This is a genomic window from Rhodococcus sp. ACT016 (assembly GCF_050477185.1).
Taxonomy (GTDB): domain Bacteria; phylum Actinomycetota; class Actinomycetes; order Mycobacteriales; family Mycobacteriaceae; genus Prescottella.
In genome coordinates this window covers 484,922-505,648 of sequence record NZ_JBEAET010000002.1, presented here as the reverse complement: position 1 = coordinate 505,648, position 20,727 = coordinate 484,922, and the positions used below count along the sequence as shown (strand labels likewise).

Below are 20,727 nucleotides of genomic sequence, written 5' to 3'. Positions count from 1 at the left end.
CCGCCAAACAGGACACCTCTCAAGCCGCTGTCAATCGCACTACTCGATCAAAGTTCGCCCGCAGCGCACATTGTGGTACGAATACCAAGCAAGTGCTTGCTTGTGTAGAGGGGATGGGCGATGCAGACGAGGTTCACGAAGCTGGTCGGGATCGAGCACCCGATCGTGCAGACGGGTATGGGGTGGGTGTCGGGTGCTCGACTGGTCACCGCGACCGCGCGTGCGGGCGCGTTGGGCATCATCGCGTCGGCGACGATGACCTACTCGGAGCTGGAGTCGGCGATCCGGGAAGTCAAGGAGCGCACCGATGCTCCTTTCGGGGTGAACCTGCGGGCGGACGCCGAGGATGCCCAAGCCCGGGTCAAGCTGCTGATCCGTGAAGGCGTGCGCGTCGCCTCCTTCGCGCTCGCGCCGCGACGAGAGATGATCGCCCAGTTCAAGGACGCCGGCATTGTGGTGGTCCCGACAGTCGGCGCTGCGCGTCACGCCGAGAAGGTCGCGGGCTGGGGTGCCGACGCGGTGATCGTGCAAGGCGGTGAGGGTGGCGGTCATACCGGTGGCGTCGCGACCACCCTGCTGCTGCCGTCAGTCGTCAGGGCGGTCGACATCCCGGTTGTCGCCTCGGGCGGGTTCTTCGACGGCAGCGGACTTGCGGCGGCACTTGCCTACGGCGCCACCGGGATCGCAATGGGCACACGATTCCTGCTCACCAGCGACAGCACTGTTCCTGACGGGGTGAAGAAGGCGTACCTTGCGCGCGGCCTCAACGACACCGTGGTCACCACGAAAGTCGACGGCATCCCGCATCGGGTGTTGCGGACCGAACTGGTCCAGTCGCTGGAACAAACCCGCGGTCTGCGCACGCTCGGGCACGCGGCCGTCAACACAGTCCGGTTCCGCAAACTGACCGGGCTCAGCTGGCGCGCACTGATCTCCGAAGGGATCACCCTGGTGCGTAGCGGCGATCGGACACTCGCGCAACTGATGATGTCGGCCAACAGCCCCATGCTGTTGCGAGCTGGTCTCGTCGACGGCAACACGGAGGCCGGAGTCTTGGCCTCGGGACAGGTCGTCGGGATGATCGACGACCTTCCCACTGTGGCCGACCTCGTCGAGCAGATCGTCCGCGACGCCGAGCAAAGGCTCGATCATCTCGCGGCGATCCACGGCCGAGTGGAGCCAGAATCCGCGAAGTCCTGATTGGCGACCGGCGGATTCTGGCGGTCATCGCAACAGCAGACGTTCCATCTCTTCGATGGGCGTACGGAATCCTAGCCGTTTCCGGGGGCGTTCATTGAGTTGACGTGCCACCGATTCGAGGTCTGCTCTCGAGTGCACGCTCAGGTCCGAGCCTTTCGGGAAGTACTGACGGAGTATGCCGTTCGCGTTCTCGTTGGTCCCGCGCTGCCAAGGGGCGTGTGGGTCGCAGAAATGGATGTTGATGCCGGTGGCCGCACCGACGTTCTTCCAGTCCCGCATCTCCGAACCCTGGTCCCACGTCAAGGTCCGACGCAGGGTCGTGGGAAGCGTCTCGAGTTGCTCGACCAATGCGGGTGCAGTGAGCTCGGGCTTGTACCCGTCGGGCAGATGCACGAGCATGACGACTCCGGTGGCCCGTTCGACGAGGGTGCCGATCGCGCTCAGATTCCGCTTGCCGACGATGAGATCTCCTTCCCAATGGCCCGGAACTGCACGGTCTTTCACCTCATCGGGGCGGTCGGCGATGTTGATCATGTCAGGGATTCGGTTCTTGCGTTGGCCGACCTTCCGGCTGGGTCGACGCAGCTTTCGGCCGGTCCGCAGCGATCGGGTGAGGGTGCGTTCGAGTCCGCCGCGCGAGGGCTGGTAGAGCGATTGGTAGATGGTCTCGGCACTCACCTGCATCCGGGGATCGTCGGGGAACTCTATGGGCGTGAGGGGAGTGCCACCCGAGGCGATCACTGAGGCTGCCGAGGCGCTCGCGGAGAAGATCGACGTCCTGCTCGAGCGGGCCACCGACACCGTGTTGGGAGCGCCGCAACCCGGTTCGGATGCGTGGCAGGCGGCGTGGGCGGTCCGTGACACCGACGCCGGCCGCGCCGAGATTGCCCACCGGACGCGGGTGAAGATCGCGATCGCTCGGGCTGCCGGGGTGGACCCGCGTCCCGAGCTCGAGCGCGCCAGGCGTGCCGGGATCCTCGCGGAGGAGACTGCCGAGCCGCCAGAGAAGCCGAAGCGGCGTCGCCGGCCAGGGTGCAGCGACGGCCAGTTGTCGATGTGGTGAGTCGCCGAGACCGGATGAACGGACTCGGCTGATGTGATGCGGTTCCCTACTTCCATAGGGCTTCTGTGCGCCAGTTCGTTGGAAACCCCATGTCCTGCACAGAGAAACCGGAGGAACCGAAGCCTGTCTCGAGGTGACTCACCAGGTCCGAACTCCACGCTCCCGCGCCGTTGGATGGCTGGATCTGGTCGAGCAGGTACTTGAGTACGCAGAGTGTGCCGTACACACGCTTCGTGGTGTGCGGAGCGCCGGCAGCGACATGGTTCAGAGATGGGATCAACCCCAGATATCGGGGCGTGAGCTGGTCCACCATATTGCGATTCCAGAGCCGAGAGTGATGAGCGCATATGTTCCGCACGTAGTTGATGGCCCTGAGCCAGTTGGCGAGCATCTTGCCGTGGCCAGCGCCACCGATGTCGCATGCACCGAGGTCGGCGGCTACCTCGTTCCGATCGGCGGTGACCATGCCGGTGTACAGGTAGGAAAGGCCTCCGAAGTCCAGCAGCTCGGTGGCGACCCAAACCGGCAGGTGGCCGTGGTACCTACTCGCGAAATGCCGGACGAAGTCCTCTTTCGAACGACTCTGTGCGGCTGCCAGTTTCTGCTTCCACGTGTCATGGTCGCTCGCAGATTGACCGGTGCGCCTGTGGGTAAAGTTGCGGTCCAAATGGTTCCGGCTGAGGTGGGCGTGTCGGTCCCTCTTCCCCAACGTGTAGCCGATCTTGGTCCGGACAGCGACTTCAACTCGCTCGATTGCGTCCATGACGAGCAACTTGAGTACGCGATCGAACTCGTACAAGTCGACCACCTGCTGCAATGTGCTCCCGCTGCGAAAGTCGTCAACGACGAGATTCGCCGAAAGCTGATTCGGATCCGTCGTTGGCACGGGCACTGATCGACGATAGGGGTACCAGTAACCACTGAGCCGGTAATACCCGATGCTTGCCAGAACTTGCTCGGCAGAGTCGACGTCAGTGATCCCCAACCCACGGGCCTGTATCAAAGTCACCTGGTCGGTGAGCGATAGCCAGGGCTTGAGGTAGGGAACATTCATACATACAGAAAACCAGCCCGTGCCGCGTGCGCGACAGAGGGGCTGGCCGTGTTGGTTACAGGATAGCCCACAGACCTCAAGGAGCAGGCGTGATTGCGGCCACATCAATCCAGGCCTGCCCGATTGTTGAAGACAAGTCACCGTCCGGCCGTGTCACCCCGGGGCGATCGCCGAGGCCGCCGACGCGGTCGCGGAGAAGGCCGACGTCCTGCTCGACGACGCCGCCGATGCCACTACGGTCGCCCGCACAGATTCTGATCATTGCTCTGATGTTCTGACGTCATCGGTTGTGTTGCCGCAAAACACTGCTGCGGGGCGATATATGAAGACGGCGAGAGCAGTTGCAGGAGCTGCGGCGAGCCGCTATAGGTGCTGAACGAGCCAGCAAGCCCGTCGGGAGACGACGAAGGGGCGTCGCAGGTCGGGTGGCCTTCGCCGTGAGCGTCAAGGGCGCCGCTGATGCATCGTGAGTCCAGCGCGCAGTGCGGCTGCCGCTTCGGCGATCGCATCTCGGGCTGCCGGCTCGATGCTGATTTGGGTGGCGAACCCGTGATACAAGTCGGCGTGTCGGCGAACCTGCACCGGGACGCCTGCTTCGTGCAGCTGCTGCGCGTATTGCTCGCCTTCATCACGCAACAGGTCAAAGCCCGCTGTGGCAATGTAGGTGGGTGGAAGCATGGATTTGTCGGTAGCCCGCAGCGGGGACAGGCGCGGGTCGGCGTGGACAGCCGGATCGGGTGCGTAGAACTGGTAGAAGCGGGTCATCAGTGCGGTGGTGAGCCCGAACCCCTCACCGAACAGCTGCATGGACGGCCGCCGTTCGACCGCGTCGAGCGCCGGGTAGAGCAGCATGAGGAAGGCAGGGCGCCGGTCGGGGTCCAGGTCTTCTGATTGCGCGACGGCGGCGGCGAGGTTACCGCCGGCGCTGTCGCCGCCGACAGCGATCGCGGCCGGATCGGCACCGAAGTCGCCTGCGTGCGCGACGATGTGGTCGTAGGCGGTGAGTGCGTCGGTGTACGCGGCGGGGAAGCGCTCTTCGGGGGCGAGTCGATATTCCACCGACAGAACCTGTATGCCGGCTTCGGTGGCCAGGAAGTCGCAGATCATGTCATGGCTGTCGAGGTCGCCGGTGGACCATCCGCCTCCGTGGAAGAACACCAGCAGTGCGTCCGGCCGGGTGGTGTGCGCCGGCCTGTAGAGCCGGGCGGCCAGATCGCCGGTTGCGCCGGGGACAGTGAGCGCGCGTCGGTGGGTGCGGATGCGGTGGGCGGCGTTGAGCATTCGGGATCGTTGGCGGGCCAGCGCCCGCATCTGCTTCACCGAAGGGTCAGGCAGTGCCTGTGCGCACCGCAGGATCAGCTGGGCGGAGGCAGCGAGCTGCTGACCATCACGCTTGATCGGTGGTCCCGCCACGATTCGCAACACCGATTCGGGGAGGGACAGCGCCGCACGCGCCCCTATCGCGGCGACACGGTCGAGCAGGGTGGGCGGTTCAGGCAGCGCTTCGACGTGGGTATGGGATCGGTGGCCAGTCATGATCGGTGGCCCCTCCATTTCCAGTGGGCATTTGCGGTGGGTGGACAGCGCTTCAGCCCTCGTTCGGTAACGAACAGCCCCCGACGCGGTGGTTGTGTCGCGTGCTGGGCGATTCGTACACGCGGGGCGATCGTCGCAACAGTGTTCCGCGCGGTGTTCAGTGAACGAAGGTGATTGCGTGGCAATGGGTTTACTAGTTCGGCGAGGTCGTTTCGCCGGTTCCGAGATTGGGCGTGCTGTGTGGTTGGACCGGGGCGAGGTGGCGGTTCCGCAGTAGGAGTGCGGCACCGATGATCGTTGCCAGCAGTTCGAGGCTCAGCCACAGCAGCATGGGCGCAGGGGGCAGTCCGTCGACGGCGAGGCTGACGAGGCGGCCGAGGGCCATTCCGGTGCACAACACCGTGCTCACCGCCAGCGCCGGCAGGCGCGCAGGCCGCCACACCAGTCCCGTCGCGGCGACGAGCGCGATCGCTAGCTGCAGGCCGCCGTAGCTGGCGCGGATCTCGTTGAGTCCCGCGACTCCGTCGGCGCCGAGGCCGATACCGGCTACTGCGGCCGCGGGATGGAGCATGGCGTTGACACCGATCAGCGCGAAAGCGACTGCGGCCACGGCCAGGTAGGCCCGGATCGTACGACTCATCGCGATCACGCGTCACCGCCGGGGAGCGCCACATTGCGCTGCTGTCGACGCCACCAGATAGTGGACGCCACGGCGACGACTACGAGGCCCACGAGTGAGGCGGCCGCGGTCCAGAAGCGCGGTCCGTAGGAGCCGACGAGCACCATGCGGATGGCATTGTGCGCCCAGGTCAGCGGCATCAGCGAGTGTATCCACCGCAGCGGCGCGGGCATCTGCTCGATCGGATACACGCCGCCGAACGCGAAGATCTGGATCATCAACGCTCCCAACGCTACGAAGGTGCCGTTGACCGCGCCGAAGACGGCGGTGTATTGGCGCCCGGACGCCACTGCCGCGGCGCCGATCACGATCATGACCGCGGTCATCGCCGCGACGCTCGGCGGGTCGGCGTCGGCGATGATAAGTGAGACCGCCGAGGCCACCAGAGCGGCGACTAGTGTCACGAGCGCCGGAATCCGGTAGCGGCGCAGGCCGTCCCGGATGATGCTGCCGTGCACACGCTGGGGACGGCCACACCGCGGGCGGACGACGAACCAGATGAGGATGCCGATCAGGAACAACAGCACTGACATGACGGCGGGTACGGCACCCGGGCCGAAGCCAGCGGCCGGATAGTTGACCTTCTGGTCGACTGCGACAGGCGCCGACAGCAGGCCTGCGGTGGTGGTGCGCTGATCGTCGGTGAAGTGCGGCACCATCGTGGCGCCGTCGGTGAGTCCGGTCGCGAGTTCGGTGCTGCCGGCGTCGAGTTGACCCATGCCGGTGGAGAGTTCGCCCAGGCCGTTGCGGAGCTGCATGCCGCCGGCGTCGAGTTGGCCGAGGCCGGACGACAGCTCGTTCGCGCCTGCACTCAGCTGGTGTGCGCCCTGGGACAGCTGCCCGAGGCCGGTGTTCAGTTCGCCGGCGCCGACGCTGGCGGCCAGCAGGCCGCCGCGGTAGTCGGCGGTGGGGTCGGTGAGCTGCCGGGCGAGTTCGCGCGCGCCGTCGCGCAGATGGATGAGCTGGGCCGCGACGTCGCCCCGCTCGCCGATGATGCCCAGCACCGGGCCGGTCACCATGTCGACGACTTCGCTGATCTGCCGTGCACCGTACCCGAGTTGGTCGGTGCCGCCGACGAGCTGCTTCAGCCCGGTGTTCAGCTCGCCGGATCCGGCCTCAGCCTGATCCGCACCGGTTGCCAGCTCCCCGGCACCCGATGCGAGTTCCTTGCCACCGCGGTTGGCGTCGCCGAGCCCCGTCGAGAGCTCCTGGCCGCCGGCGTAGAGCTGGTCGGTGCCAGTTCGGGCTTCCGTCGTACCGTTCGAGAGTTGCCGGGCGCCGGCGGCGGCCTCGCCCATGCCTTTCCCGAGACTGCCGAGACCGACGAGGACCTGGTCGATGGACTGCTGGCCGATGGACTCCGAGACTGCCGAGCGCACCTGCGCCACGACGCTCTGCCCGACCGGCGTCGCGACGAGGCTGTTGTAGTCGTTGTAGACGACGTCGAGCTGCGCCTTGCGGCCGTTGCCGCTCGCGGCACTGGCGATGTCGGCGCTGAACGTCTCCGGGATCACCACGGAGAAGTAGTAGGTGCCATCATCGACGCCCTGCCGGGCTTGTTCGGGCGTGACCACCTTCCAGTTCACGTCGTGGCTCTGCACGAGTGCGGTGACAACGTCGTCGCCTGCTTGGATGTGCGTTCCGTCGAGGTTCGCACCCACGTCCGAGTTCACGATCGCGACCGGCAGCCGGTTCAACGTGTCTCCGGGATTCCATAGCGCCCACATATAGAAGGCGGAGATCGAGAGCGGGGCTATGACGAGGACCGCCAGAACCGTACGGGCGACGTGAGTCCGGCGCGCTGACGCGCCGGCCTCACCAGTGGTAGATATGGACACGGTGCAGAGCTCCTCGGTGAGGACCGGGGCGCGGGCGGCGCCGGTGAACGCGGTTAGAGATCCGCAGGGCTGCGGCTGATCGTCATCGGCTCCGGGGTCAGCATCGGGACCCGGACTGATGAGCCATGCCATCACGTGACGATGGACCGGAATACGTGGGCGGGCGGGTGTGCCGGCTCAGGGATTGATGACGATCTTTCCTCGGCCGTGGCCGTGTTCGCTGGCTTCGTGGGCAGCGCCGGCGTCGGTGAGGGGGAACCGTCGCGGAGGTGGGAGGACGAGTACACCGTCGGCGATGAGGGCTGCGAGTTCGGATAGTTGCGCTGCGCTGTGATGGGCCTTGGTGGAATAGGTGATCCCGGCCTGCTCGGCATCGCCGTCCACCAGGGTGACGATCTGCTGAGGCGGGGTTCCCAATTTCAGTGCGGCGCGCCAGAATCCGTGCCCCGCGGCATCGAGCGCGGCGTCGATGCCGCGGGGAGCGAGGGCGCGCACGCGTTCGATCAGGCCGGCACCGTAGTTCGTGGGGATGACGCCGAGCTGACGCAGACTGTCGTGGTGGGCCGGCGAGCAGGTCCCGATCACGGTGATGCCGGCGCGTCGCGCCAGTTGCACGGCGAAGGTGCCGACATTGCCGGCGGCGCCGTTGACGAGCAGGGTGTCGCCGGCGGTGAGGTCGAGCAGATTCAGTGCGCGCAGTGCGGCCGCGCCGGAGGTCGGGATAGCGACCGCACTGTCCCAGTCCAGCTCGGCGGGTTTGATCGCCACCGTCGAGGCGAGCGCGTACTCCGCGTAGGAACCACCGACAGCATGACCGAATACCTCGTCGCCGATCACGAATTCGGCATCCGCGCCGACCGCCTCGACCACTCCGGCGACGTCGAGGCCGGGGACGGCCGGTAGCGGCCGTGTCGTACCCCATGCTCCGGACCGGATCTTGCAATCGGCCGGGTTGACGGCGGCAGCGCGAACCCGGACGAGAACCTGTCCGCGGTCGGGCGCGGGAACCGGAACGTCATGCAGTTCCAGGACGTCAGGGCCGCCGTAGACGGCGTAGGTGACAGCTTTCAAGGTTCATCGACTCCGTTGTCGGGCATCACCGCGCGAGCAATCGCGCGGCGTTGACGCGGCTGTGGGCACCAGCGTGTGGCCGGGCCGATTCGGCACTGGTGGTGGTTGCGGATGGCCCCTAGAGGACACCGGGTTCGGGGTTCGGACTCCATCCGGGGCCTTTGAACGTGTAGCCCAGCCGTGCCCGCCAGGTGTCGGCACTGCGGAGATCACGCCATATCGCGGCGTACTCGTGGGTGGCCACCCGTAGTGGGTTGTAGGTGTGGATGTTCTTGGTCAGCCCGTAGCGAACTCGTTCGCCCTCGGGTTCGAAGGTGCCGAACAGTCGGTCCCAGACGATGAGAATGCCGCCGTAGTTGCGGTCCAGGTACTGGGCGTTCGAACCGTGATGCACTCGATGGTGGGAGGGGGTATTCATGACGAATTCGATGGGCCGCCAAAGTTTTCCGACCCGTTCGGTGTGAATGAAGAACTGGTACACCAGGCTGATCGCCTGCTGCAACAGAATCATCCACGGCGCGAACCCGAGGAAGGCCAACGGCAACCAGAACGGCAGCGAGGTGAACGGAGTCCACGTCTGACGTACAGCGGTGGACAGGTTGTAACGCTCACTCGAGTGGTGCACGACGTGGCTGGCCCAGAACACGCGGATTGTGTGATGGGTGCGGTGGAACCAGTAGTAGACGAAGTCGTCGGCAACGAACAACGCTATCCACGTCAGCGGACTACTGGCCGAAAGGTGGAAAGGCGACATCATGTACACGGCGGTGTAGGTGATCAGTACCACCAGTTTCCAGCCGATTCCGATCACCGCGTTACCGATGCCCATCGTGATGCTGGTGCGGGTATCGCGAAGTTCGTACCCAACTTCATCGTCATCGGGCAGGAAGTAGAAGGATGCCGCTTCCAACGCAACAAACGCCACGAAGAACGGGACGGCATGCAAGACAAGGTCGAACATGACAGGCGCTACTCCTCGGGCAGTTCGGGGGTAAATGCGGAAACGAAATGGCTCAGCAGCTGCTCGGCGTGCTGGTGCGCGAGCTCGCCGTCGCGGGCAACGATGGCCTCGGCGAGTGCGATGTGCGCGTCCCGGTCGGTGAACTCGGCCGCACCCAGGTCCTGAATGAGCGGCAGCCCGATATCGAGGAACGCTGTGACCAGGGTGTTGAGCGCGAGACGGTAAGCGAGGTTCCCCGATCCCTCGATCACGGCGACCCAGAATGCGTGATCGGCGTCGCCGATCTCGGCGCCGGTGCCGTTCACCGGATAGGCGCGTGCCGCGGTAGCGACCCGGCCGAGGTCTTCGTCGGAGGCGTTGAGCGCGCACAGCCGTGCGGCGTCGGCGCCGGTGGATCGGCGCATCACCGCGACATCGCGCATCACCTCGCGCGGCGGCACCGCCCCGGCCGCGACGAGCGCGCTGAGCGCTTCCAGCCCCGCGTTTTCTCGCCAGTTCAGCACCACGGTCTTGCCCCCGTGGCTGATCTGGACCAGCCCAGCCTGGCGGACTCGTTTGAGCGCTTCACGGATGGCGTGCCGATTTACCTGGAAGGCAAGCGCCAGTTCCCGTTCTGACGGCATCGACTGCCCAGGGGCCAGTCGTCCGGACAGGATCTCGTCGACGAGCCGGCTGTACACGGTGTCGGAAATGGGGGTCCGGACGATGGGGGCGATTTCCATGCGACCCATCGTCGCCCCCAGACGGCTACAGTTCAACTGGTTGTACCAGTGATGCACGTCACATTCGAGAGGGGTGCTTCGTTCGCGTGTAAGGGATGGGAGGCGGGGGGTGCAGGGGTTGGGCTGACTGCCGACCAGTAGATGTTGCCGGTCGAAATCGGTCTACGGGCACGGCTGGGACAGCGGGTGCTGAGCGAGAGTGGGGCGTGCATCTCGGATCCATCGGTTGTTGCCGACCAGTTCGAGGTGCTTGTTCTCGGCGAGCTGGGTGAAAGCGCGGTGCCGAAGCTCTTCTGGGCATCCGTGGTACAGAGAAATATCGTCCGTGGTGCCAGCAATACTCAGCTCGAGCACTGAGTACAACAACCAAGAGACCTCGAGCCGTTCATCTTCCGGGAGGTCCGTCACCCAAGCGAAGCCACCTTCCCGTAGTTCGTGGCCAGACAGTAGTACGTGCATCTCGGGGTGTGCCTCCCACAGGAGCCGGCGCGGGATGCGTTCGGAGATCGGTGGAGACCAGAGACTGTCCAGATGCCTTTGCGCATCGGGGGCGCGGCGCCGGATGGACTCCCGCGCCCGGGCGGCCTCTTCTTGCCGGCGCCGCTCCTCTTCTTGTCGGCGTCGTTGCGCGGAACGACGTTCCAGCTCGGTGAGCTTCGGGTGCGCGAATCCGCTGCTGTGGTAGGTCCATTCGCTCAGCGGCAGGAGTCCGGTATCGCCGTATGGGGTTTGCGCAGTGAGGGCTACGTCGAGTTCGACACCGGCGACCTCGACGCGAAGCGACTTTCCTCGTGGACCGTTTGCTTCTACGGCGGCGAGGTCGTCTACGTTCGTGCCGAACAGCCAACTGAGGTGAGCGACATCGCGGAGGTAGCGGCTGGTGCGGTCTTCCCACTCTTGCACCGGCATCGGGGTGAGCTGTACTTCGATCGCATGGAGGCGTTCCTCCCGCCCGAAGTGAAATCCGATGTCGGTGCGCGCACCCGAATCGAGTATCTGCTCGGTCCGCGCTGAAATGCCCTGGTTGCGCAGCCACTCCTGCAGGCGCTGCTGGATCCACGCGTGCACGATCGGCTCGACGTGGTCGATCATCGCGCAAGGTGCACCCGGTGGATGCCGAAGGTGCGGCTTGTTGTGTTCGCCTATTGCGGGGACCAGTTTTGTCCCGCACCCACCGTAATCGGTACTGCACCAGAACGTATGCTGCCGCTTCAGCGCGCGCGCCGCGATCCGATCCGAAGGAAGAGCTTTCAGCGTTCGGCCAGAAGGACCATCGATAGCTCCCAAAACGATTCCCTGAGAACCTAGGAGGAAAACCGCTGACTCGGAACAGCTTTCGCTCATATCTTTCCTTAGGTCGTCGGGGCCCGCGCAGCAGTGCGCCGGGACGGAGGTGCCCGCATCGGTGCTTCCCGAGACAGTAATCCCGACAGGCAGGCGAAATAGGGCGAAATGACCTATTCCTCCTGACGGCGCTACATCATGACGTCGATGGGGCGAGCTCGGTCCGCTGGGCCGATCGTCGACGCATCCTTCGATGCCGGACTCGGGCTGCAGCCTTCCCGTCGGGGATTCCCGCGGCGTAGTCACTCCCACCCGGGCTCGGCCGCCCGCCGACGCGCCCACCACACGATCGCCGCGGCCGCCAGGAGCACGGCGCCGATCCCAGCCACAGCGAAGCCGACACGGTTCGCGTCCTCACAGGCCTGGGGCAACGACACACTGACAACAACTTCTGGGTCGACCGGCGGTTGAGGGGCATCACGGAGGACTCTCATCGTGTCCATGCACTGCGAATAGGCACGCGTCTCATGACGATCGAACGCGACTCCACCAACGATCAGGACGATGGCCACGACCGCTAGTCCGGTGAGCAGTTGGCGCGTTCTCGAAGTCACCGGGGGATTGTCACACGAGGTCAGGATGTCGTTTGGCGGGCGGCTTCGCGGCGTTGCCGGCGCGCGATGAGCCGATCCCGGTTCGCGGTGCCGTTGAAGATCTCGGCGTTGACCGCGGTCTCGATGTCGAACGGCGTGCCGGTAAGCCGGAGCTCGGCGAGCTCGAGGAGAAGCCGGTCGACTGCGATCCGCGTGATCTCCGCCCGCGTCGTGCCGTGCCGTGCGGCGAGACGGTCGAGCTCGGTGGTCGTCGGCTTGTCGAGGTGCATATTCACCACCGCCTCGAACGACGGCCGCGTCGCCCGATTGTCCTCGCGCAGACGCACAGCCGCGTCCAAGCCCCGCTGGTTGGCCAGGAGCCGGCGAATCGCGACCCGGATCACCGCACTACGCCGTCGTTGCCCGAACGGTTCCGCGATCGCCCGCAACGCCAGATCGACGTCTACCGAGAGAAACACCCCGATCGGCGGACCGATGGGGGTCCGGCCCATCCCCGAAGCCGACGACGACCTCGGCCATTCCTTCGACATTGCGTACATGGTGCCAGGGTGGTTACCCAGGAATACACCTGCGCCGGACGTCGACCAGGCATGGATAGGTCGCAGCCAGCCATCGCAGGGTGTCGAACGGCAACGGGAGGAACCAGAAGGTGTCGCCCATTGCCCAGTCACTCCTTACCCGGGAGTAGGCGGTTCAGGAAGTCAACGAAGGCGATCACCGCAGGTACGAGTGGTCCCCACCAGGCGAGGTCGTATGGGTACGCAATCATCAATCATCACCTCCCTCCGGGACCCCACCAGAGGTCGGGCGCGACAGTGGCAAACCAACGCCGCACGTCTGGGGGCAGATCCTTGAGATACCACCAGAGTCCCATCACAGCACCCCGATCGACACGAGCCAGCCGACGGCCGCTACGACCAGCGGGGCCAGTGGTCCCCAGAACTCCGTTACGTCGAGCATCTTCAGCCACCTCCTTGCGGGCAGTATCCGCCGATCCAACAGGGGGCGTGCTCGGTGATCAACACGCGCGTCCACTCGTCGGAAAAGGTGGGAACAGGAACCAGTAGATCAACGGGAAGTCGCCCATCTCGATCGCCTCCTGTCTTGGTGCGCCTTCCGGGTCGGTCAGGGGACCGTCCAGGTGCCGGCGCCGGGCGTGGCGGCGAGTGTCCGGTAGCCGGGGCCATCGGGGGGAATGGTGACCGAGGCAATCACAGTCCCGGAACCGGTCACAACCGATGTGCCGTAACGGTTGTCGAGGTAGGCGACACCCGCCGCACCGGTGGAGATGTTTCGCCAGTGGACGTGGACACCGGTGTACGGCCCCAAGCGGGTCACTCCCGGAGTGTCAGGGTCGGTCGTGGCGGTCAGATAGAAGTAACCGGAACTCGGGAGTCCGGTGACGCCGACACTGATCCCGGCGACGGGAATCGGGAGAACAGTATCGGTTGGCGCGGCGGCGGCCGGCTGTGCCACCAAGAGCAGTGCTAGGCCGGCTCCGGCGACGATGGAGGCTCGGAGCAGACGGTGGCGTTGTCTCATCGGCGGACCTCCTTGCCTGGTGGCCCGCTCCCGGTCACGAACACCCGGCACGGGCCGAAGGATGCTGTCAGCCTACGTCCGCACCGGGTGACCCCGACCGTGAATCACCTGGTCGAGTCCATCCGACGTCGACGAGCGTAGCTGCAATAGCTCCGCCACTTGCGTCCGTCAGAACCGCGCCACATATCGCTGAAAGTCACACCACCTCGCCGAACGCGAAGCGGTCGGGGAGGTGAAACAGGCGATCTAGAGTCCGGAGTTTCACGAGTTGGGCACACGAGGTGTGTCAATCTGTTCGCGAAGGATGTCTCCGTGGCCTGCATGCCGGGCAAACTCCTGGATGAAGGTCAGTAGCGTCCACCGCATGCTGACGGTTCCCTCGCGGGGGTTGCCCTTGGTGTCGTCGAGGTCGAAGGCGGCCGCGATCTCACGCGATCGTTGGCTTGCGCGCTCGAACTCGGCGATGACGTCTGCCAGCGATTCGTCATCCGCGACGGCGAAGGTGCCCTCGTCGCGGCGCGAATAACCGTCGCATACGGATTCGTCGAGTCCTGCCCAAAACCGTTGAAACCAGATCCGTTCCGCGGCAGCGGCATGCTTGATCAATGAGATCGGTGTCGTCAGCGACGCGACGAGTCGTCGGCGAGCATCGGCATCAGACAGGCCACGTGTGGTCTCGATGAGTGCTTGGCGGTTGCGCTCGAGCATGTTCTCGATGATCGCTCGCTCGGTGCCGTTGGTAATTCCGTAGGTACTCATGCTTTCACTCCATTTCTGTTGTTCGTTGAAGTCCCGCGGTAGGTATTGCCCGGCCTGAAAGCGACAGCCGGTGCGGAGGTGATCGGCCTCAGAAGGGGACACAATGCCCGGCGTCGGGGGAAGGCCGGGAGGAAGGAGGGCATTCGATCCGCTCGACGCGAGAACTGCGCACGGCGCGCAGAGAGCGGGCCAGCATAAACGCTGAGCCCAAGCCCATCAGGAAATGCCTGAGGGGAGCGTAACTCAGAAGCTCGATCCATCCGGGGCTACACGCTGATCGATGATGCTGCAGCGCCGTCGTCAAACAGGACGCCGTTCGCGATGGCCCGACCGACAAAGTCAGCATTGCGACCTACACTGCGCGGTATGGGCGCGAGGGAAGTGCCACCCGAGGCGATCACCGAGGCCGCCGATGCGGTCGCGGAGAAGATCGACGTCCTGCTCGAGCGGGCCACCGACACCGTGCTGGGAGCGCCGCAGCCCGGCTCGGATGCGTGGCAACAGGCGTGGGCGGCCCGTGACACCGACAGCGGCCGCGCCGAGCTCGCACACCGGGCGCGGGTGAAGATCGCGATCGCACGGGCCGCCGGCGTTGACCCGCGTTCGGAGATCGAGCGTGCCGGGCGTGCCGGGATCCTCGCGGACGAGAACGCCGCCGAGCCGCCAGAGACGCCGAAACGGCGTCGCCGGTCAGGGGATGGCGGCGGTCAGCTGTCGATGTGGTGAGTCGATAACCTGCTCCCTACCAGCGTAAATGACATAATCTAGATTATCGGCGAATGTACGTGCGGCAGCGTGCCCAGGACACGTGGAAGGTGAAGCGGCCATACGGGGGTTGAGGTGTCGATGCTGCAGAGGACGCGCCGGCGTCCTCGGTGCACTGGGTCTCGCTGGCCTACCGTGGCGGCGTCGCGATCTCAATCCATGTTCTGCAGCTTGGCGATGTCGGCGTCGGTGCGGTTGCCGTGGATCGTGATGGAATCGAGCTCGGCCTCGATGCGGTTGAATTCGTCGTCGGTCAGGTCGATCTCAGCCGCGCCGAGATTCTCCTCGATGCACTCGAGTTTGCGAGATCCCGGGATCGGCACGAGGAAATCGAACTTGTGCAGCATCCAGGCCAAGGAGATCTGCGCCGGGGTCGCGCTCTTCGCCTCGGCGTACGCGGCGAGTAGGTCCAGCAGTGGCTGGTTGGCGCGCACGTTCTCAGGATCGAACCGGGTGATGACCCGGCGCACATCGTCGCCGGTGTAGGACTGGTCGGCGGTGTACTTGCCGGAGAGGAACCCAGCGCCGAGTGGGCTGAACGGCATGAAACCGATGCCGAGCTCGCCGCAGGCCGGGATGACCTCGGCCTCGAACATCCGCTCCATCATCGAATATTCGGACTGCACCGCCGTCAGCGGCGTGACCGCGTGGGCGCGGCGGATCTGGTCAGCGGTGGACTGCGATTGGCCCCAGCCGCCGATCTTGCCCTCGGTGATGAGTTCGCCCATCACTGAGGCGACGTCCTCGACGGGGATCGAGTTAGGCACGCGGTGTTGGTAGTACAGCTCCACGTGGTCGGTGCCCAGTCGCGTGAGCGACGCTTCGAGGTGCTGACGGATCTGCCGGTGCAGTTCGTCTGGGCTGAGCGGGCCAGGGAGGAAGAACTTCGTCGCGATCACGACTTGGTCGCGGATCGGGGCGAGGGCTCGTCCGAGGAGTTCCTCGTTGTGGCCGGCGCCGTAGCCCTCGGCGGTGTCGAAGAAGGCGCATCCCAGCTCGTAGGCCTTCCGGATGTGGTCGAGGGCCTCGTCGTCGCCGACGCTGGGGCCGTAGCCGTGGCTGAAACCCATGACCCCCAGGCCGACTGCGGAGACGTCCAGGTTTCCTATGGTTCGTGTGCGCATGCTTCGTGTCCTCTCGTCGCGGAACGCGGATGGGGCGTGCCTGCTCAGTAGTGGTCGCTGTGGTCGCGCGGGATGAACGGGTGATGCCCGCCGGTGATGCCGTTGACGGTCGCGTCCGGGAAGTGCAGGCCGGGCGTGCCAGCCAGGAACGGCAGCGGGAACGGCAGGATGGGGGTGCTGACCTCGTCCAATTCTGCCCGTTGCGCGTCGGTGAGCGTCACCTCCAACGCGGCAACGTTCTCCTCGAGCTGTTCGAGGGTGCGGGCCCCGATGATGGTCGAGCCCACGCCCGGACGGCCCTGTACCCAGGCCAGTGCGATTTGGGCGGGCGTCGCGCTGGTCTCATCGGCGATGCGCACGAGCACGTCGATGATGTCGAGCTTTGTGTCCGTCAGTGCCGCGGAAACGATGGGGGCACGCTTGGAGTCGGCCGGCTCGCGGTCCTCTCGGGTGTACTTGCCGGTGAGCAGGCCGCCGTCGAGCGGTGACCACGGTGCGACGCCGATGCCGAGTTCGTGGGCCATCGGGATGAGTTCGCCCTCGCTGGTGCGTTCGGTGAGGTTGTACTCGATCTGGATCGCGGTGATCGGCTCCCAGCCGCGGAACTGTGCGATCAGCTGTGCCTGCGCGGTCTTCCATGCCGGAGTATCCGAGATGCCCAGATACCTGACCTTCCCGTCGCGCACGAGGGTGTCGAGCGCCGACATAGTTTCCTCGATCGGCGTGTGCTTGTCCCAGTTGTGCAGCCAGTACAGGTCGATGTAGTCAGTCCGCAGGCGGCGCAGCGACTCCTCGACTTGACCGAGGATCGCCTTGCGGTTGGAACCGCCAGCGTTCGGGTCGCCGGGGAACAGGTTGGAGCTGAACTTTGTGGCGATCACGACCCGGTCGCGTTTGGCTTTGTCGTGGCCAAGGTGGTCGCCGATGATCTTCTCCGAGTGGCCCTTGGTGTAGCCGTTGGCGGTGTCGAGGAAGTTGCCGCCGAGTTCGAGGTAGCGGTCGATGATCGCGGTCGACTCTTCGGCCGTCGAGCCCCAGCCCAGGTCCTCGCCGAAGGTCATGGTGCCGAGGGAGAACGGGCTCACGCGCAGTCCTGAGCGGCCGAGGGTGATGTAGTGGTCGAGTGTCATCCGAGGGATTCCTTTCGGGTTGCCGGTGTCAGGAGTGCAGCCGGGCGAGGTAGCCGGTCCAGGCCCGGTGCAGGCTGGTCGGGCGGCCGCCGGCAGGCGCCTTGCGTGTGGCTTCGGCGGCCATGCGCTCGACGTCGGCGCGAGTGACGACTGCGGCGGTGTCCGTGGCGTACCAGTCGATCTGTTCGTCGAGGGTCAGGCCGTCTGGGGTGGGTCCGACGTAGGGGTTGACGTAGATGGGGGTATCGGCCTCGATGCGCCAGGAGTCGGCGAGGGTGCCGCAGTCGACGCCGTCGTAGCCGATCTGGTCGAGCAGCTCGATCACACGGTTCTTGGCGGTCTGGTCATCGCCGGCGACCGGCAGCGCCCAGCGGTTCTGCCGGTTGTCGGGGCGCGCACCGTTCAGCAGGTGCAGTGCGTCGAGGTTGTGCAGCGCCTTGACGACGTTCGCGTCGGGCAGGTGCTGCTGGAGTAGCTCGCTGGTGGTGATCGTCCGCTCGGCGACCTCGGGGAAGTCCCCGTCGCGGCCCGGGTAGTAGTTCATGGTGTCGATGACGATCTTCCGCGCCAGCGCATCGGCGGGGAGCGAGGCGTAGGCACCGAACGGGATGCTGACGCTGACGAGGTCGGAGAACGCGGCGGCGTCAGCGATCGTGCCTGCCTGGGCGTGGGGGCCGAGTTCGTCGACGAGGTCTTGGAGCGATTCCGGGCCGCGGGTGTTGCTGAGCATCACATTGATACCGACACGGGTGGCCAGGTGCGCAATCTGGGTGTTGATCATGCCTGCGCCGATCAATCCGAGCTTGGCGGTCATTCGGGTGTCCTTTCGGTTGGGTTGGTGCGGACGCGGGTTGTAGCGACCAGGGCCAGGACGATCACTGCGGCGACCGCGATGCCGGCACCTAGCAGCGTGGGTGCCGCAAGCCCGAGGCTCGAGGCGAGGACGACGCCCCCGAGCCAGGAGCCGGTGGCGATGCCGACGTTGAGTGCTGCCGTACTCAATGCGACGGCGAGAGTGTGGGTCTCGCCCGCCTGACCGAGTGCCTGGGAGATGAGGATCGGCTGGGCCACCATCGCGACCAGGCCGAGTAGTACGAACAGCACGACCGCGGCGATCGGATTCTCGCCCCACACGGTGAGCGCAGCGAGGATCACTGCGATGAGCGCGACGGCGGGAAGGGCCGCACCAAACGGGCTCCGATCACCGACCTTGCCGCCGAAGGCGGTGCCGGCGAGGGTGGCCAGCCCGTAACCGAGCATGACGATCGGTACCGCGACCTCGGCCAGGCCCGCGCGTTCGGTGAGCAGGGGCGCGATGTAGCTGTAGGCGGCGATAAACGACCCCGGGATCAGAGCGCAAGCCAGGTAGATCAGCCACAACCTGCCGTGCCGGAGTGAGCGCAGCTCGGCACGCAGTGACGTCGTCGCGGCGTTGCGAGCCTTCGGTAGGCGCAGCGCGAGTACGACAGCAGCAACGGCCGCGAGAGCGGCGAGCACCCAGAACGGGCCGCGCCAGCCGAGCCACTGCCCCAGCGCGGTGCCGATTGGTACGCCCAGCACGTTCGCCAATGTCAGGCCGCCGATCATCACGGCGGTGGCCCTCGCGCTGGACGCGCGGCCGGCGGCGGCTGTGGCCAGGACCGCGCCCACCGCCCAAAATGTCCCGGTCGCGACGGCGGAGACGAAGCGGGCCGCCAGCTGGACCGAGAAGCTGTCGGACAGTGCGGAGACCAGGTGGCCGGCGGCAAACACGAGCAGCGCCGCTACCAAGGTCGCTCGCGGAGGCAGACGCAGCGTGGCCATCGCCATCACAGGTGCGCCGACGATCATGCCGACGGCGAACACCGTCACCAGCAGTCCGGCCTGCCCGTGGGTCACCGACAGTGCGTCGGCGACCTGCGGGAGGAGTCCGGCAACGATGAGCTCGGTCGTACCCATAAGGAACGCGACCGCGCCGAGGAGGTAAACCACCGGCGGCAACTTCGACGGCGCAGACGATCCGGCGTCGGTCGCGGGTGTGAAGGTGGGGGCGGAAGCCACGAAGAGTCCTTTCGGCGTGTAGATCGGATAGAAATATCCGTTTCCCAGATGAGCGTAACACGAGATCGGATAGATCTATCCGATTCACTGGTAGCGTGAGGTCATGACCTCACGACCGCTACGCAAGGACTCCGCCCGCAAGCGCGAACAGATCATCGACGCCGCGCGTGAGCTGTTCAGCGAGCGCGGACTCGGCGTCGGGCTCAACGAGATCGCCTGCCAGGCCGGCGTCGGCGTCGGCACCGTCTACCGCCACTTCCCCGACAAAGAGCAGCTCCTCGACGTGCTCTACGAGCAGCGACTCGAAGAAGTGGTCGTCCTAGCCGAGCGAGCACTCGCCGACGAGGACTCCTGGCGCGGTCTCTCCAAGTTCCTCGACGGGTGGGTGCGCCTGCATCTCAAGGACCGCTCGCTGACCCGTGTCTTCATGGACCCTGGACTCGGCCAGCAACGCGTGGACGCCTCCCGCGACCGAATCGCGCCATTGACCGACGCGATCGCTGACCGGGCCCGAATGGACGGCTACACACGCGAGGACTTCCAGGGCACCGACGTGTTCTTCATCCAACTCTCACTCGTAGGCCTCATCGATCGCAGTCACGCGCACGCCCCACACATCTACCGGCGCTACCTCGCGATGATGCTCGAGGGCATCAGATCCCACCCTCGACCCGAGGTGCCGTTGCCGGTCCCCGCGCTCGACGTCAATGCGACCCACCGCATGGTCACCCAGGCCCCAGTCGAGGGCGCCGACACGCAGACCACCACAGACCGCGGCATCGCCGCAGCCGCAGCCGCAACAGGATCGACCGAACCGAGGACGGAATGACCAGGACCTGGACCCAAGAGGAGCTCGCCGCCATCGCTCAGGACAAGAAGCTGTTCATCTCGATCCCGAACTCCGACGGCAGCATGCACGCACCCACGTGGATCTCCATCGTCCAGACCGGCGAAGACCTCTACTGCCGCGCCTACAACGGCTCCAGCAGCCGCTGGTACCGCGCAGCGCAGAACATCGGCCACGGACACATCTCAGTCGGCGGCGTCGACGCGGAGGTCGACTTCGAATTCCCCATCGACACCGCCGTTATCGACCGCGTCGACGACGCGTACCGCATCAAATATGCCGACAGCCCCTACCTTCAACCCATCCTCGGTGCAGGACCGCGAGCAGCGACGGTCAGATTGATCCCGGCCAGATGATCAGGCGCTCCGGCGATAGCGGTGGCCAATTATCGATGTGGTGAGTCGCCAAATCTGCTCTCTACCAGCGTAAATGTCATAATATAAGTTATCGGTAAAGTCGCGACCCGCGTCGCGAGAGATGCAGAATGGGCGCGGTAGC

General features: G+C 65.6%; 21 protein-coding genes and 1 pseudogene. 5 read left to right on the top strand and 17 right to left on the bottom strand.

Annotated elements, in window-relative coordinates:
- Positions 1–120 precede the first annotated feature (120 nt).
- Positions 121–1,200, top strand: a complete 1,080-nt coding sequence (locus ACQ5DX_RS29135; RefSeq protein WP_430336207.1) for an NAD(P)H-dependent flavin oxidoreductase — start codon at positions 121–123, stop codon at positions 1,198–1,200.
- A gap of 24 nt (positions 1,201–1,224) precedes the next feature.
- Here the strand turns inward: ACQ5DX_RS29135 and ACQ5DX_RS29130 are convergent.
- Positions 1,225–1,905 (bottom strand): annotated as a pseudogene (locus ACQ5DX_RS29130) (IS30 family transposase); the annotation flags it as partial.
- Positions 1,906–1,912: 7 nt separating this feature from the next.
- On the opposite strand from ACQ5DX_RS29130, the gene ACQ5DX_RS29125 reads away from it, so the two are divergent.
- A complete protein-coding gene (locus ACQ5DX_RS29125) occupies positions 1,913–2,263 on the top strand; it encodes a hypothetical protein (protein WP_430336206.1) in 351 nt (116 codons plus the stop codon).
- A 46-nt stretch (positions 2,264–2,309) separates the two neighbouring features.
- Here the strand turns inward: ACQ5DX_RS29125 and ACQ5DX_RS29120 are convergent, their stop codons facing one another.
- The 12 genes from ACQ5DX_RS29120 to ACQ5DX_RS29065 form a co-directional block, all read right to left on the bottom strand.
- Complete coding sequence (locus ACQ5DX_RS29120; RefSeq protein ID WP_430336205.1) at positions 2,310–3,317, bottom strand: Abi family protein; 1,008 nt, start codon at positions 3,315–3,317, stop codon at positions 2,310–2,312.
- A gap of 76 nt (positions 3,318–3,393) precedes the next feature.
- Positions 3,394–3,579, bottom strand: a complete 186-nt coding sequence (locus tag ACQ5DX_RS29115) for a hypothetical protein (protein WP_430336204.1) — start codon at positions 3,577–3,579, stop codon at positions 3,394–3,396.
- Between the two features lie 182 nt (positions 3,580–3,761).
- Complete coding sequence (locus tag ACQ5DX_RS29110; protein ID WP_430336203.1) at positions 3,762–4,598, bottom strand: alpha/beta hydrolase; 837 nt, start codon at positions 4,596–4,598, stop codon at positions 3,762–3,764.
- Between the two features lie 448 nt (positions 4,599–5,046).
- A complete protein-coding gene (locus tag ACQ5DX_RS29105) occupies positions 5,047–5,493 on the bottom strand; it encodes a DUF4345 family protein (RefSeq protein WP_430336202.1) in 447 nt (148 codons plus the stop codon).
- 5 nt (positions 5,494–5,498) lie between these two features.
- A complete protein-coding gene (locus tag ACQ5DX_RS29100) occupies positions 5,499–7,502 on the bottom strand; it encodes a YhgE/Pip family protein (RefSeq protein WP_430336201.1) in 2,004 nt (667 codons plus the stop codon).
- A gap of 45 nt (positions 7,503–7,547) precedes the next feature.
- The gene (locus ACQ5DX_RS29095; RefSeq protein ID WP_430336200.1) at positions 7,548–8,441 is read right to left on the bottom strand and encodes an NADP-dependent oxidoreductase; all 894 of its coding nucleotides are present in this window, start codon (positions 8,439–8,441) and stop codon (positions 7,548–7,550) included.
- Positions 8,442–8,559: 118 nt separating this feature from the next.
- On the bottom strand, positions 8,560–9,402 hold the full coding sequence (locus ACQ5DX_RS29090) for a sterol desaturase family protein (protein ID WP_430336199.1): 843 nt from the start codon (positions 9,400–9,402) through the stop codon (positions 8,560–8,562).
- A gap of 8 nt (positions 9,403–9,410) precedes the next feature.
- Complete coding sequence (locus ACQ5DX_RS29085) at positions 9,411–10,181, bottom strand: FadR/GntR family transcriptional regulator (protein WP_430336198.1); 771 nt, start codon at positions 10,179–10,181, stop codon at positions 9,411–9,413.
- A 105-nt stretch (positions 10,182–10,286) separates the two neighbouring features.
- Complete coding sequence (locus ACQ5DX_RS29080; RefSeq protein WP_430336197.1) at positions 10,287–11,468, bottom strand: competence protein CoiA family protein; 1,182 nt, start codon at positions 11,466–11,468, stop codon at positions 10,287–10,289.
- Between the two features lie 574 nt (positions 11,469–12,042).
- Complete coding sequence (locus tag ACQ5DX_RS29075; protein WP_430336196.1) at positions 12,043–12,561, bottom strand: hypothetical protein; 519 nt, start codon at positions 12,559–12,561, stop codon at positions 12,043–12,045.
- 586 nt (positions 12,562–13,147) lie between these two features.
- Complete coding sequence (locus tag ACQ5DX_RS29070; protein ID WP_430336195.1) at positions 13,148–13,564, bottom strand: hypothetical protein; 417 nt, start codon at positions 13,562–13,564, stop codon at positions 13,148–13,150.
- Positions 13,565–13,825: 261 nt separating this feature from the next.
- Positions 13,826–14,323, bottom strand: a complete 498-nt coding sequence (locus ACQ5DX_RS29065; protein ID WP_430336343.1) for a DinB family protein — start codon at positions 14,321–14,323, stop codon at positions 13,826–13,828.
- Between the two features lie 366 nt (positions 14,324–14,689).
- Here ACQ5DX_RS29065 and ACQ5DX_RS29060 point away from each other — a divergent pair, with 366 nt between their 5' ends.
- Positions 14,690–15,049 carry a hypothetical protein gene (locus ACQ5DX_RS29060; protein ID WP_430336194.1) on the top strand — a complete coding sequence of 120 codons (360 nt, stop codon included), beginning with the start codon at positions 14,690–14,692 and terminating at the stop codon, positions 15,047–15,049.
- Between the two features lie 191 nt (positions 15,050–15,240).
- Here the strand turns inward: ACQ5DX_RS29060 and ACQ5DX_RS29055 are convergent, their stop codons facing one another.
- The 4 genes from ACQ5DX_RS29055 to ACQ5DX_RS29040 are packed head-to-tail and all read right to left on the bottom strand — an operon-like array spanning position 15,241 to position 19,382.
- A complete protein-coding gene (locus ACQ5DX_RS29055; RefSeq protein WP_430336193.1) occupies positions 15,241–16,212 on the bottom strand; it encodes an aldo/keto reductase in 972 nt (323 codons plus the stop codon).
- A 44-nt stretch (positions 16,213–16,256) separates the two neighbouring features.
- The gene (locus tag ACQ5DX_RS29050) at positions 16,257–17,342 is read right to left on the bottom strand and encodes an aldo/keto reductase (RefSeq protein WP_430336192.1); all 1,086 of its coding nucleotides are present in this window, start codon (positions 17,340–17,342) and stop codon (positions 16,257–16,259) included.
- Positions 17,343–17,370: 28 nt separating this feature from the next.
- Positions 17,371–18,156, bottom strand: coding sequence for an NADPH-dependent F420 reductase (locus ACQ5DX_RS29045; RefSeq protein ID WP_430336191.1), 786 nt, complete (start codon positions 18,154–18,156; stop codon positions 17,371–17,373).
- Complete coding sequence (locus ACQ5DX_RS29040; protein WP_430336190.1) at positions 18,153–19,382, bottom strand: MFS transporter; 1,230 nt, start codon at positions 19,380–19,382, stop codon at positions 18,153–18,155. Before ACQ5DX_RS29040 ends, ACQ5DX_RS29045 begins: the two co-directional genes overlap by 4 nt.
- A gap of 103 nt (positions 19,383–19,485) precedes the next feature.
- Between ACQ5DX_RS29040 and ACQ5DX_RS29035 the strand changes: the two genes are divergently transcribed.
- Together ACQ5DX_RS29035 and ACQ5DX_RS29030 are read left to right on the top strand one after the other, a co-directional pair.
- Positions 19,486–20,211, top strand: a complete 726-nt coding sequence (locus ACQ5DX_RS29035; protein ID WP_430336189.1) for a TetR/AcrR family transcriptional regulator — start codon at positions 19,486–19,488, stop codon at positions 20,209–20,211.
- Entirely contained in the window at positions 20,208–20,585 is a 378-nt protein-coding gene (locus ACQ5DX_RS29030; protein ID WP_430336188.1) for a DUF2255 family protein, read from the top strand. The genes ACQ5DX_RS29035 and ACQ5DX_RS29030 overlap by 4 nt, the downstream gene beginning before the upstream one ends.
- Positions 20,586–20,727: the final 142 nt, after the last annotated feature.

Excerpts from the sequence above, each read along its gene's own strand:
- ACQ5DX_RS29135 (WP_430336207.1), top strand. The coding sequence starts at position 121 with ATGCAGACGAGGTTCACGAAGCTGGTCGGGATCGAGCACCCGATCGTG.
- ACQ5DX_RS29120 (WP_430336205.1), bottom strand. The coding sequence starts at position 3,317 with ATGAATGTTCCCTACCTCAAGCCCTGGCTATCGCTCACCGACCAGGTG.
- ACQ5DX_RS29115 (WP_430336204.1), bottom strand. The coding sequence starts at position 3,579 with ATGATCAGAATCTGTGCGGGCGACCGTAGTGGCATCGGCGGCGTCGTC.
- ACQ5DX_RS29110 (WP_430336203.1), bottom strand. The coding sequence starts at position 4,598 with ATGCTCAACGCCGCCCACCGCATCCGCACCCACCGACGCGCGCTCACT.
- ACQ5DX_RS29105 (WP_430336202.1), bottom strand. The coding sequence starts at position 5,493 with ATGAGTCGTACGATCCGGGCCTACCTGGCCGTGGCCGCAGTCGCTTTC.
- ACQ5DX_RS29100 (WP_430336201.1), bottom strand. The coding sequence starts at position 7,502 with ATGGCATGGCTCATCAGTCCGGGTCCCGATGCTGACCCCGGAGCCGAT.
- ACQ5DX_RS29090 (WP_430336199.1), bottom strand. The coding sequence starts at position 9,402 with ATGTTCGACCTTGTCTTGCATGCCGTCCCGTTCTTCGTGGCGTTTGTT.
- ACQ5DX_RS29080 (WP_430336197.1), bottom strand. The coding sequence starts at position 11,468 with ATGAGCGAAAGCTGTTCCGAGTCAGCGGTTTTCCTCCTAGGTTCTCAG.
- ACQ5DX_RS29075 (WP_430336196.1), bottom strand. The coding sequence starts at position 12,561 with ATGTACGCAATGTCGAAGGAATGGCCGAGGTCGTCGTCGGCTTCGGGG.
- ACQ5DX_RS29070 (WP_430336195.1), bottom strand. The coding sequence starts at position 13,564 with ATGAGACAACGCCACCGTCTGCTCCGAGCCTCCATCGTCGCCGGAGCC.
- ACQ5DX_RS29065 (WP_430336343.1), bottom strand. The coding sequence starts at position 14,323 with ATGAGTACCTACGGAATTACCAACGGCACCGAGCGAGCGATCATCGAG.
- ACQ5DX_RS29060 (WP_430336194.1), top strand. The coding sequence starts at position 14,690 with ATGGGCGCGAGGGAAGTGCCACCCGAGGCGATCACCGAGGCCGCCGAT.
- ACQ5DX_RS29055 (WP_430336193.1), bottom strand. The coding sequence starts at position 16,212 with ATGCGCACACGAACCATAGGAAACCTGGACGTCTCCGCAGTCGGCCTG.
- ACQ5DX_RS29050 (WP_430336192.1), bottom strand. The coding sequence starts at position 17,342 with ATGACACTCGACCACTACATCACCCTCGGCCGCTCAGGACTGCGCGTG.
- ACQ5DX_RS29045 (WP_430336191.1), bottom strand. The coding sequence starts at position 18,156 with ATGACCGCCAAGCTCGGATTGATCGGCGCAGGCATGATCAACACCCAG.
- ACQ5DX_RS29035 (WP_430336189.1), top strand. The coding sequence starts at position 19,486 with ATGACCTCACGACCGCTACGCAAGGACTCCGCCCGCAAGCGCGAACAG.
- ACQ5DX_RS29030 (WP_430336188.1), top strand. The coding sequence starts at position 20,208 with ATGACCAGGACCTGGACCCAAGAGGAGCTCGCCGCCATCGCTCAGGAC.